At 67.9% G+C, this 12,067-nt stretch carries 11 protein-coding genes; 9 read left to right on the forward strand and 2 right to left on the reverse strand.

Annotated features, from left to right (window positions below):
• The first annotated feature begins 4 nt into the window (after window positions 1-4).
• Both ACWC0C_RS41565 and ACWC0C_RS41570 read left to right on the forward strand, forming a co-directional pair.
• On the forward strand, window positions 5-649 hold the full coding sequence (locus tag ACWC0C_RS41565) for a response regulator (protein WP_450869863.1): 645 nt from the start codon (window positions 5-7) through the stop codon (window positions 647-649).
• 87 nt (window positions 650-736) lie between these two features.
• Window positions 737-2,104 carry an NDP-hexose 2,3-dehydratase family protein gene (locus tag ACWC0C_RS41570; protein ID WP_450869865.1) on the forward strand — a complete coding sequence of 456 codons (1,368 nt, stop codon included), beginning with the start codon at window positions 737-739 and terminating at the stop codon, window positions 2,102-2,104.
• Window positions 2,105-2,109: 5 nt separating this feature from the next.
• On the opposite strand, the gene rfbB is transcribed toward ACWC0C_RS41570, so the two are convergent.
• A complete protein-coding gene (gene rfbB, locus ACWC0C_RS41575) occupies window positions 2,110-3,087 on the reverse strand; it encodes a dTDP-glucose 4,6-dehydratase (RefSeq protein ID WP_450869867.1) in 978 nt (325 codons plus the stop codon).
• Window positions 3,084-4,151 carry a glucose-1-phosphate thymidylyltransferase gene (locus ACWC0C_RS41580; RefSeq protein ID WP_450869869.1) on the reverse strand — a complete coding sequence of 356 codons (1,068 nt, stop codon included), beginning with the start codon at window positions 4,149-4,151 and terminating at the stop codon, window positions 3,084-3,086. The genes rfbB and ACWC0C_RS41580 overlap by 4 nt, the downstream gene beginning before the upstream one ends.
• A gap of 276 nt (window positions 4,152-4,427) precedes the next feature.
• On the opposite strand from ACWC0C_RS41580, the gene ACWC0C_RS41585 reads away from it, so the two are divergent.
• The 7 genes from ACWC0C_RS41585 (at window position 4,428) to ACWC0C_RS41615 (ending at window position 11,613) form a co-directional block, all read left to right on the forward strand.
• Window positions 4,428-4,697, forward strand: coding sequence for a tryptophan 7-halogenase (locus ACWC0C_RS41585; RefSeq protein ID WP_450869871.1), 270 nt, complete (start codon window positions 4,428-4,430; stop codon window positions 4,695-4,697).
• An 899-nt stretch (window positions 4,698-5,596) separates the two neighbouring features.
• Window positions 5,597-6,640: a ketoacyl-ACP synthase III family protein gene (locus ACWC0C_RS41590; protein WP_450869873.1), complete on the forward strand. Its 1,044-nt coding sequence runs from the start codon at window positions 5,597-5,599 to the stop codon at window positions 6,638-6,640.
• A gap of 127 nt (window positions 6,641-6,767) precedes the next feature.
• Complete coding sequence (locus ACWC0C_RS41595) at window positions 6,768-7,061, forward strand: hypothetical protein (protein ID WP_450869875.1); 294 nt, start codon at window positions 6,768-6,770, stop codon at window positions 7,059-7,061.
• A 187-nt stretch (window positions 7,062-7,248) separates the two neighbouring features.
• Complete coding sequence (locus ACWC0C_RS41600; protein ID WP_450869877.1) at window positions 7,249-8,244, forward strand: methyltransferase; 996 nt, start codon at window positions 7,249-7,251, stop codon at window positions 8,242-8,244.
• Complete coding sequence (locus ACWC0C_RS41605; protein WP_450869879.1) at window positions 8,241-9,437, forward strand: hypothetical protein; 1,197 nt, start codon at window positions 8,241-8,243, stop codon at window positions 9,435-9,437. Before ACWC0C_RS41600 ends, ACWC0C_RS41605 begins: the two co-directional genes overlap by 4 nt.
• Window positions 9,438-10,300: 863 nt before the next feature.
• Window positions 10,301-11,191: a hypothetical protein gene (locus ACWC0C_RS41610; protein WP_450869881.1), complete on the forward strand. Its 891-nt coding sequence runs from the start codon at window positions 10,301-10,303 to the stop codon at window positions 11,189-11,191.
• Window positions 11,188-11,613 carry a hypothetical protein gene (locus tag ACWC0C_RS41615; protein ID WP_450869883.1) on the forward strand — a complete coding sequence of 142 codons (426 nt, stop codon included), beginning with the start codon at window positions 11,188-11,190 and terminating at the stop codon, window positions 11,611-11,613. The genes ACWC0C_RS41610 and ACWC0C_RS41615 overlap by 4 nt, the downstream gene beginning before the upstream one ends.
• The last annotated feature ends 454 nt before the right edge of the window (window positions 11,614-12,067 follow it).

Consider the following 12,067-nt stretch of genomic DNA (forward strand, 5'->3'; position numbering starts at 1 on the left):
AGCTGTGAGCATCCGAGTGCTGATCGCCGACGACCATCCGGTAGTTCGGGCGGGGCTGAGCGGGCTGCTGGCCGACGAGAGCGGCCTGGAGGTCGTCGGAGAAGCCGACAGCGGCCTGTCGGCCGTGCGCCTCAGCCACGAACTGGCCCCGGACGTCGTGCTCATGGACCTGCGGATGCCCGAACTCGACGGCGTGGTCGCCACCGCGCGGATCACCGCCGAGTGCCCGGCGGCGCGCGTGCTGATCCTGACCACGTACGACACCGACTCCAACATCGTGCGCGCCGTGGAGGCCGGGGCCGCCGGCTACCTACTCAAGGATGCCACGCCCGATGTGCTCGTGGCCGCCATCCGGGCAGCCGCGGACGGCGAGACGGTGCTGCCCCCGCCGATCGCGGCGAAACTCGTCAACCACGTGCGGACCCCTCCCCAGGAGATGCTCACCGGGCGTGAGCGGGAGGTGCTGCGCCTGGTGGCCCGCGGCCTGACCAACGCCGCGATCGGCCGGCGTCTGAACATCGGCGAGACCACGGTCAAGACCCACCTGGTCCGCATCTTCACCAAGCTGGACGTCGACGACCGCACGGCCGCGGTGACGGTGGCGGTACAGCGCAGGCTGCTCACGGACGTCTTCGACAGCCCCGGCTAGCCGGGACGTGGATCCATTCGCGGTCTGGTCTTGAAGTCGACCACACAAGCTGGATCTCCCATCACGATGATGAGAGGTACAGCCACAGTGGTTCACTCTTCTACGGCGGCCGAACCGCCCACCGTTCTGGAAACAGCGGCACGCTGCCGGGCAGCGTCTCAGGTCCTGGCCACCTCGGTCACCGAAGACCTGGCCGCCGTCCACGCGTGGCTGCGCGAACGGACGCTCGCCAACGAGTTCGTCACCACGCGGGTGCCGTTCGCGCAGCTGGACGGCTGGCACTTCACCGAGGACACGGGAGACCTGGCGCACCGCAGCGGCGGATTCTTCCGCATCAAGGGCCTGGCCGTCTCGGGGGCGGACGGATCGGTGCCCGAGTGGTCCCAGCCGGTCATCGACCAGCCGGAGGTCGGTGTTCTGGGCATACTCGCCAAGGAGATCGACGGTGTGCTGTGTGTGCTCGTCCAGGCGAAGATGGAACCAGGCAACATCAACACGCTGCAGCTGTCGCCCACCGTGCAGGCGACCCGCAGCAACTTCCGGCGCCTGCACGGCGGCGCCGCCACCCGCTACCTGGAGTACTTCACCGAGCCGGGCCGGGGCCGCGTCCTCGCCGACGTCCTCCACTCCGAGCAGGGCGGAAGCTTCTTCCGCAAGCGCAACCGCAACATCGTCGTGGAGACAGACGAGGACGTCGCCGTGCACGCCGACTACCGCTGGCTGACGATCGGGCAGGTCCACGCCTTGTTGCGCGAGGACAACATGGTCAACATGGACGCCCGCTCCGTGCTGTCCTGCCTGCCCGCGGCCCTGCCGGACGCCGCATCCCAGCAGGAGACCGTCGACATCCAGAACTGGCTCAACGACGCCAAGAGCCGTTGCTCGCTGACCTCCCGGCTGATTCCGCTGGACGCGGTGCGCCGGTGGAAACGCTCCGAGGACACCATCGAGCACGAGGCGAACCGACACTTCCGGATCATCGGGGTGTCCGTGCGCGCGAGCAACAGGGAAGTGGGCGCCTGGAGTCAGCCGCTCATCGCTCCGCGGGAGCCCGGCGTGGTCGCCTTCCTCATATGCCGGGCCCGCGGTACGACAGAGGTGCTGGTGCAGGCGCGGGTGGAGGCCGGCACCCCCGACGTGGTCGAGCTCGGGCCCACGGTCCAGTGCATCCCCGGCAACTACGGGCCGCCCCGGCCGCGCTACCTCGACCTGGTCCAGGAAGCGCAGCCGTCGCAGATCCTCTACGACACGCTGCTGTCCGAGGAGGGCGGCCGCTTCTACCATGCCGAGAACCGCTACCTCGCCGTCGAGGTCGACGAGGCGGTCCGCGCGGCCGGTACCGCGCCGGGCTTCCGCTGGGTGGCGCTGGACCGGCTGTACGCCCTGGTACAGCACAGCGGTTATCTCAACGTGGAGGCCCGCAGCCTGCTCGCCTGCCTACGGCACCTGGGGTGAGCAGGTCACCTGGTCGGACGCTGCAGCAGGGGCTCCCACCAGGTGCTGTTTTCCCGGTACCACCGCACTGTCTCGGCGAGCCCGGCGGCGAAGTCACGGCGCGGCTCATAGCCCAGTTCGCGCCGGGCCTTGCTCCAGTCGACCGAGTAACGCCGGTCGTGCCCCTTGCGGTCGGCGACGTACTCGATGCGCTCCGGGCCCGCCCCGCAGGCCTTCATCAGCAGATCGGTCAGCTCCCGGTTCGTCAGCTCTGTGCCGCCGCCGATGTTGTAGACCTCACCGGCCCGGCCGTGCCGCAGGGCCAGCAGGATGCCCCAGCAGTGGTCGTCGACGTGCAGCCAGTCGCGCGCGTTCATCCCGTCGCCGTAGAGCGGGACCGTCAGTCCACGCAGCAGATTGGTGACGAACAACGGGATAATCTTCTCGGGGTACTGGTACGGACCGTAGTTGTTTGAACAGCGGGTGATCCGGACGTCCAGGCCGTGCGTGCGGTGGTAGGCCTGGGCCAGCAGATCACCGGATGCCTTGGACGCGGCGTACGGCGAGTTGGGCCGCAGGGGGTGCTCCTCCGGCCACGACCCGGTGGCAATCGAGCCGTAGACCTCGTCGGTCGAGACGTACACCACCCGTGCACCGTGCCGCAGCGCGGCGTCCAGGACCGACTGCGTGCCCAGCACGTTGGTCAGCACGAAGTCCCGGGCTCCGTCGATGGAGCGGTCCACATGGGACTCCGCAGCAAAGTGCACCACCGTGTCATGGCCCGCGACGAGCCGGTCCAGCAGCGCGGCATCCCTGACGTCGGCCTGCTCGAAGCGCAACCCCGGGTGGTCACGGACCGGGGCGAGGTTCTCCGGATTGCCCGCGTAGGTCAGGCTGTCGACCGCCGTGACGGTGTGCCGCTCGCCGCCCTGCGCCGGATCGAGAAGCATCCGGACGAAATACGAACCGATGAACCCGGCCGCACCCGTGACCAGGGCCTTCACGCGCTGATCCGGGCCGTGCTGTGGTCACCCAGGACCAGCCGGTGGGATTGCGGGATCCGGGGCGCGCCGGTGACCCGTACGCTCCGGCCGATGAGCGATGCCTCCACGCAGGGCACGCCCTCGATCCAGGAGCCCTCCAGCACGATCGAGTGCTCGATGCCGCTGTCGATGACGGCGCAGTCGTCGCCGACCGAGGTGAACGGTCCGATCGTCGAGCCGTGGATGCGCGCGCCGTCGCCGATGACTACCGGGCCGATGATCCGCGAGTTGCGGATATCCGCGTTCTGGCCCACGCTGACCCGTCCGACCAGCTCGCTGGCGTCGTCCACCCGTCCGTCCGTGCGCGAGCGCAGCCGTTCCAGCACGATCCGGTTGACTTCCAGCAGGTCCTCCACCGTCCCGGTGTCCTTCCAGTAACCCTCCATGAGGGTGGAGCGCACCGTGAACTCTCGGTCGATCAGCCACTGGATCGCATCGGTGATCTCCAACTCGCCCCGCGCGGACGGGGTGATGTGGGCTATGGCCTCGTGGATCGCGGAGGTGAAGAAGTAGATCCCGACCACGGCGAGGTCGCTGCGGGGGGACTTGGGCTTCTCCTCCAGTCGTACGACCGTGCCGTCAGCGGCGACCTCGGCCACGCCGAACGCCGACGGATTGGCGACCTTGGCCAGCAGGATGCGTGCATCCGGCCGGGACGCGGAGAACTCCTCGACCACCGAGGTGATGCCGTCGATCAGGAAGTTGTCGCCGAGGAACATGACGAAGTCCTCGTCCTCCAGCCACTCCCGGGCGGTCAGCACAGCGTGCGCGAGCCCGAGTGGCTGTTCCTGCCGCAGATAGGTCACGGAGATCCCGAACTCCGAGCCGTCCTTGACGGTCGCCCGCACCTCGTCCTCGGTGTCGCCAGTCATCACGCCGACATCGGTGATGCCGGCCGCCGCGATGGATTCCAGCCCGTAGAACAGCACGGGTTTGTTGGCCACCGGTACCAGTTGCTTGGCCGACGTGTGCGTCAGGGGGCGTAACCGGGTACCGGTCCCCCCTGACAGGACGAGTGCCTTCACGGATGCTCCTCGACGAAGGAATCGGTGCCGTGGCCCCAGCCGGTGCCGATCGGTGACCGGGTGGGGCGCCGGCTCTGCCGGGCACGATGCTCTCCGCCGTGCTTCGAGGCCTTCTTGAGAAAACATGGTCTCCCCGGCGCGTCCCGGCCCCACTGGGCGCCCGGGCACGTCGTCGCGGTCGGTGGGCCCGCCCAGTGATGGAGCGTTCCTAGATCCGTTCCCCAGAGGCGGCCGCGACGATGCTGAACGGACCGGAATCCGGCGGGAGGCCTGCACATGCTCGGCAGCGTAGTCGTCGTCGGCGGTGGCACATCGGGATGGATGACCGCCGCGTATCTGCGGGCGGCTTTCGGAGAGAACCTGACCGACCACGCGGGCTGGCGCTGGATCTTCCCGACGAGCCCGCCGAAGCCGGCTGCCTCGAGCTGCCCGGCTTCGTGGTGCTCGCGCTCGACTGGGTCGGGATCACCTAAGGACTACAGGAGTTCGGCACGACCGGCGATTTCGGCTGCCCGCTGGTGCTTCCCTGGGCCGTGGGAGGGGTAGTGATTCTGGTGTTCTCGCAGAGCATCGATGTCGCGGTCGCGATCGGTGTCGGGGTCACGGTTCGTCTGGGTCCTGGGCAGTGGGCGGGCCGCGCTGCTGAGCGGCCTGGTGAGCGTGCTGGCCTTCGTTCCGCTCGGTTCACGTCGGCGCACACCCCGTGCTGGGCGTTCGGCTCCTTCATGGTCGTGCTGGGCTTCGGTATCGGCACCACGATGGTGCCGATCATGACCGCGGCCTTCCGAGGCATCCCGCCCACGGCCATCAGCGACGGGACGGACCAGACCGACGTGCTGCAGCGCATCGGAGGTTCGCTCAACACCGCGGTCCTCGCCGTCGTGCTGCAGCGTCGGCTGAACACCGCGACCACCCGTGCGGAACAGGCTGCGTCATTCGGCACGGCGTTCTGGTGGGTGGCCGGCCATCGCGTTGTGTGCGACGGCACCCCCGGTGGTCCTCCTGGTCACCGCGGAACGCGCCCAGCAGCGTGCGGAGCAGCCTCGCGAACCGGTGTCCGCCACACCGCAGCAGTGCCCCGCCCCCGACGACAGCGGGGCCGGACAGGACCACCCTGCCCGGCCCCACGGCCAGGCGGTGGTCGCGATCGGTCGTGCATCGAACTCCATTTGCGGCATGTCGACTTACCCAAGCGATCACGGGCGTGTCGCTCGCATGTGCAGGATGACTGATCGTCATCCGCCGCACCGGTGCAGTCCTCCGATGCCGGCCTTCTTCGCTCTCGACAGCACCTCAGACGCTCGCCACGAGGCACCGAACAGCTTTCCGGCGGGTGTACCGCTCTGCTGAGGCCGCCCGGACGTCGCCACTTCTGGCATGCCCCGGGACCGTTCCATCACCCGACCCACACCACTTTCGGCCGAGCCGGCCAGGGAGACGTGAACATGCTCTGGAACGACATTTACGTAGATGCGGCGGCGTGCCGACTGGGCCGACGTGAGGACGTCCGCCAGGCGGCGGCCGAGGGCCGCTACGACCCCGCCGAGTGCGAGGCCGACGAACTCGTGAGCGTCAGTGTCGTGGACGACGCGAGCCACGCCGACATGGCCGTGGACGCCGCCAGGCTCGCGGTGAGCCGCAGCCGGGCCGCCGACGAGGATTTCACCCTCGTTGCGCACGTCACCAGCGGCGGTTTCCAGGGGCTGGACCACTGGACTCCCGCTTCGTACATCCAGGCCCGCACCGTCGGTGGCCGAGCCCCGGCGATCCAGCTCCAGCAGGCGTCCAACGGTGGCCTCGGCGCGCTCGACCTCGTCGCGGCACACCTGGCCGCACGCCCCGCACCCGCCGCCGCGCTCATCACCACCAGTGACAAGTACCACCTGCCGATGTTCGACCGTTACCGCTCGGACAAGGGAGCGCCACGCGGCGACGGCGCGACCGCGCTGGTCCTGACCCGCCGTTCGGGCATCGCCCGACTACTGTCCACCGTGGTGATCGCCGACACCGCTTTCGAGGGCACGTGCCGGGGTACGAGGCCGTGGGAGGGCATCGCGGGTGAACAGGGATGGCCGGTCAGCCTGCGACAGCGTCTCAAGGAGTACCTGATCGGCGGCGGCGACGTGGCGGACGTGGCCAGGGCCCTCGGCGCCGGCAAGCAGGCCTCGATGCTGAAGGCGATGAGTGAGGCGGGCGTCGACATCAAGGACGTCGCCCGGTTCGTGTACCCCCACTCCGGGGCCACGTTTTTCGACTGGGACGCGCTCAAGGAGGGCGCCGGAGTCGACGTGGAACAGACTAACTGGGAACTGGGCCGCCGCCTCGGCCACCTGGGCGCGGGTGATCAGTTCGCCGGGCTAGCCGACCTGCTGGAGAGTAACGCCGTCAAACCCGGGGACAAGGTTGTGCTGTCCAGCGTCGGCCACGGGCTCAACTTCGGCGCCGCGGTTCTGGAGATGGTGTCCGAGCCGCAGTGGTCGTACGCGTGAGGCCGACAGACGGAGGCCCGCAGCCGAAGCCTGACACCACATCAGTGCGGCGGATGCGTGAGCGTGTTGAACACCGGTGGCAGGGAGCTCACCACGCTCACGGCCATGCCCCGCTCGACGCGTATCCGTGGTCGAGCAACGGCTGCACGTCGACGGGCAGGATGATGCGTTCCAGGAGCAGGGCGTGCTCTCCGCCCTGATGACCAGCGTCGGCCGGGCCGCCGGGCGGCACCAGGAGGCCGGCGTCGACCGGGCGACCGTGGTCGAGGAACTGCGCGCAGCGTGGGACCTGAAGGCGGACGATGCCTGCGCCGTCGCCGACACGGCCATCCGCAACTTCCGTCTCACCGATCCCTGCACACCGCCGAAGCACACCGGTCGTGTCGTGTTCTTCGAGGCTGAAGGAAACCCCGGGGACTGACGGCGCAGGCCTGGGACGCCTACGTTGCCGGGCTCATCGAAACCAATCGGCTCCCCGCCGATCACTACACCCTCCTGCGTGCGCCGGCTGTCGCGGAGATCGGCAGCGTACTGGCAGAGGCAACCGCTGCGGATTCCTGAACCCAACAGGGCTGACCGGCGTAACGGGACATCGACCAAGGAAATCAATGAGAGACATCCTTGACCAAGCCATGTTCGGACTGTTCTCGACCCATGCCCTCCATCTGGCCGACAGGCACGGTGTCTTCACACACCTGATCCAGGGCGGGCCAGCGACACCGGCAGCCGTCGCCACGGCGCGCAAACTCGACGAGGAGACAGTGGAACGGCTGCTGCTGTTCCTCTCCTCCCTGTCCGTCGTCGAGCGCGGCGCCGACGGAACCTATGGAGTCGCCGATGCACTGGCGCCCGCGTTCGACCTCAGGAGCCCTCGCTACATCGGCGGTTTCCTGCGTCATCTGGTCACCAACACGACCACCCAGTTGCGCAAGCTGGACGACTATCTGCAGAAGGGGAAGGAGGCCGTCGACGCAGAGGCGCCGTCTCCGTTCGAGACGATCTACCACGACGAGGAGTCGACCCGAACCTTCCTCGAAGCGATGTGGCAGTTGAGCTTCCATCCGTCGCTGGAGCTGACCCGGCTGGCGGAACTGACGGACGTCCGCCATCTGGTCGACGTCGGCGGTGCCAGTGGTGCGTTCGCGGTGGCCGCGCTCGACCGATACCCGGACCTGCGTGCCACGGTGTTCGACCTGCCCCAGGTGGGCTCACATCTCGAACGCACCCGCCAAGAGCACGGGTTGGGTGACCGGCTCACCTTCGCTCCCGGGGACTTCTTCGTGGACCCGCTGCCGCCGGCGGATTGCTTCTCCTTCGGGTATATCTTCTCCGATTGGAAGGACGAGACATGCCTCGATCTGCTGCGCAAGGCATACGAGGCATCCGCTGAGGGCGGACGCGTCCTGGTGATGGAGCGGCTCTTCGAGGACGACGGAGGACCGCTGGCCACCGCCGCCATGAACCTCGCCATGCACGTGGAGGTGGAGGGCCGCCATCGCACGTCGGCGGAGTATTCCGCTCTGCTGCGGGAGGCGGGCTTCATCGAGTGCGTCGTACGCCGCTCCAGCTGGGACAAGCACCTTGTGATGGGGCGGAAGATATGACCGAGGCCCCTCAGGTCACCCCGCCCGAGCGTCACCCAGGGCACACCGACGCCGTCCTGCTCCCTCACCACCACGAATTGGCACAGCTCCAGCGGCTGCGCGGCCGAGCTCATCTGCGGCCCGACGAGGCCGAGATGCTCGCCGCCGCGCACGACACCCTCTCACCGCTGCGCACCGACGAGGACGCAGAGGTTGTGCGACTGCTGACCCGCCCGCTCAGCACGGAGCTGGAGATACCGGAGTACTTCCGCTACACCTGCCTGCACGCCTACGGCTGGTTCCTCGACCACTTTCCCAACGATCCAGCCATTGGTGCGCTGTGCGCGCTGTACGTCACTCTGGGGGACCTGCTCGCCGTGGAGCGTGACGCCTCGGCGCAGGGCAAGGGGCCCGACTCCGCCGACGAGCGCATCGCCAGGCTGGAACAGGCCATCACCGCGGTGAGGGGAACGCTGGTCGATCCGGTCCTCGGCACGTCCGTCGGGCATGTCATCGACCGAGCGTCGACCGAAGCGGACCTGGCCCGCCGCTCGGCTCTGCTTGCCGAGTGCACCCGCTTCCCGCGCTCCGTTGAGCACGAGGAGCATGTCTTCCTGCGCGTGGTCCAGTCCTGCGAGTTGTTGTTCTTCCTTGTTCGGCACCTCGCCCTGGAGGTCGTCGTCGCGGCGGAGCGTTTTCCCGTGTGGGCCGCCGCGCGACTGACGCTGGGCGGGGAGTGCGCACTGCATCTCAACCGTGTGCTGCACATCCTGAGGACACTCACACCCGAAGCGTTCATGTCTTTCAGGGAAGCCACCGGCGCGGCCAGCGCCGTCCAGTCGCTGAATTACCACGCCATGGAGATCTCGGTCTACGGCTACGATCCACGCAAGGCGGACATTTTTGACTCGATCGGCCATCTCAGGGTGTTCACCCGGGACAGCATCAAGCGCTACCGCCCGCTGGCTGCAGTCCTTGCTGCCGCACCCGACGAACGGCTGGCGAGAGGCTGGCACGCCCTGGACCGGTCGTTGTCCAAGTGGCGGGGCGCCCACTACCGGTTCGCCCGGAACTACTTGGAAGACGGCAAACCTGCCTCCGGCGGCACCGAGGGGGCGAGCTACGTCAAGAAGTTCGTCAAGAAGGACGCCTGCATCGCGGGAACCGATCGGCACATCGGTCTGGCCCTGCTGCCCGGCTTCCTCTACCGCTGAGAGTCCCCTCTTGCGGCTGACGCCGTGCCGGTCGCGGTAGCGGAAGGCGGCGAGCGGGTTGATCGCGAAGACCTTGCGGCTGCCGGTGCGCAGGGCGGCCACGAGCAGGCCGCGGCTGGTTTCGATGGCCACGGCCAGGTGTCCCGCCCTCCGCAGGTACGCCACCGCGGCCCGGTGTCCCTGCCTTGCCGACAACCCTGTCTGCGCAGGTCATGCGGCATGTTCGTACTCGTGGAGAATGCCGCCGAGGCGATCGGATCGTCGTATGTCGAGGTTCGCGAGCTGCGTCGGATCGGCGATAGGCGCCGGCAAGGGGTTCAGCGGGCGGGCGTTCCAAAGTCCAATGATCATGTGAGTCTGCAGGTCGCGGCGGTCTAGCTAAGGGGGCCGGGCCAGGCCGTCACGAGCGCACCGAGGCTCCGGTTGAACGGGGTGACCTCCCAAGCCGCCTCGTACCGACGGAGCTTCGATGTGTCGTCAGTCTGCCACCGTCTGTCTGGTCAAGCCGCCCGCCCTGGAGGACATGGCGGGGTAGTCGCTGGCGGAGCGGTTTCGGCTGCTGCCGGATCCGCGTCGGCGCCGAAGGTTGCGTCACTCGTTCGTGGCGGCGCTGCGATCGGCCGCTCCAGTCCCGCGTCCAGACCGGGCGGGACTGGGAGTGGTCGGCAGACCGGCCGTCAAGTCGACTGCAGGTCAGGCGCACGGGCCCTCCTGCTCACGCCTCAGGCGTCGCGTGGCGAGGGAATAGCGCACAGTCGGAATAACCCCTCCCGCCAGTAATCCGCGAGATCACCCAGGATGCTCTCACCGAGTACTTCGGCACCCCGGCGGTGAAGTCGGTCAAACGCAAGCTCGATCCCGACTTGCCCACCGCCCACTGGTGGATCATCGCACCGGTTGCTCAGGCCATCGAAACGGCCGTGCACCTGTCGATGAGCGACACCCTCGCCTTCGCGGCGGTCACCCCGCGCTTCCACGGCAGTGGCTTCACCAGCCAGACCGCCATCAGGTGCTTCATCCAGCACGTCAACCGTCACCGGAGCGTCACCGGTCTCGCGGAGATCCCTTCCAGCAAGGTCACTCCGCACATGTTCCGCCGGACCATGGCCATGCTGACGCGCGACTATCCCGGATCGGAAATCGCTGTCGGCATGCAGCTCAAGCACGCAGCCACCCGAGCCCTGGCCAACCGCTGGACCCAGGGCTACATGGATCACGACCCCTCCTGGGCCCGTCTCCTCACCACCGCCATCGCCGAACGTCGGTTCCAACGGCTGAGGGACCTCTTCGACGCCGACAGCCGCGGCGAGGCCATCGGCGCCGGGCTCGGCGCTGACCAGATGCGTTCGGCCTTCGCTGCCGTCCGGGAAAAGGCCGAAGCCCTCCGAGCGAACGGAAAGGCCCAGCGAGGGGACGTTCGCGTCGAACACGGCCTGCTCAAGCGCACGCACCTGTCGATCCGGTTCGGAAAGCTCAACCACTGCACCATGGACGAGAACAACCCCGTCGGCGCGAAATGCCTGGAAGATGCCATCGTGCCCCCGGGACACCGAGGGCCACTCATCGACCGCTGCCAGCCCGCACGCTGCAGCAACAGCATCATCGCCCCCGAACACCTACCGATCTGGAAGGCCGAGCACGATTCGCTGAGCCGGCTCCGTGACCAGCCACGGCTGCCCCCGAACCGCCGAGCTGCCATCGACGAACAGATCCGTGACGTCGAACTCGCGCTCAGGAAGGCAGACGGCGCATGAGCGAGGCCCCTCAGCTCAAGGTCTCCCCGCGGGCCGAGAAGGCACTGCGGGAAGCTATGGAGCGACTTTTCACCGGCCGACCGGCCCATACCGACGGCAAGCTGACAAAGAACAACCTCTGGCGGGAGGCCGGCGTCAGCCGAGCCACCATGAACCGCGCCACCGACGTGCTCGCTGACTGGGACGACCACATCGGCCAGAGCCCGGCAAGTCTCCACGACCAACGGCAAACACAGGAGATCGCTGACCTTCGCCGCCAACTCAACAACCGGCAAGAGCGCCAGCAACTCCAGGACCAGGTCGACGCAGCCGCTACCGTCATCGCCGTCTTGCTCGCGGAGAACACAGCCCTACGCGAGCAGGCCACCAAACAATCGGCCGTCATCATCCCCCTCGACCGCACCCACTCCATTTCTGAGTGAAGACCTCTTGGTCCTACAGGTCGAACGCGCTTGTTTGTCAGCCATCAGCGACACCTCAACGCGCGAACTCGGGGGCCTTCTCCGTGGGCAACGTGCGCATTGTCCGAAGCGGTGACAGGAAGTTGGGAAGGACACTCAGCGTCATACCCGCTGCACCAACCCACAAAGTGCCTGCCGCTCCGAACACAGAGCCCGAGGCTCCACCCAAAAGCCCACCGAGAGGAATGCCACCCCAGGAAACAAACCGAGCTGTTGCGCTCATCCGACCCAGAAGCCGATCCGGCGTCAGGGCCTGCTGGAAGCTTGACTGAGCCACCACGCGGACGACTCCACCCAGTGACAGAGCCGCGAGTCCGATCGCAGCCACATACACGCTCCAACCCGCTCGGGCCAACGGCATGAGCGCGGTCAACGGACAGGTAACCAGCGACGCCAGCCAGATGACCGGACCTTG

The organism is Streptomyces sp. NPDC001709, from assembly GCF_053596375.1.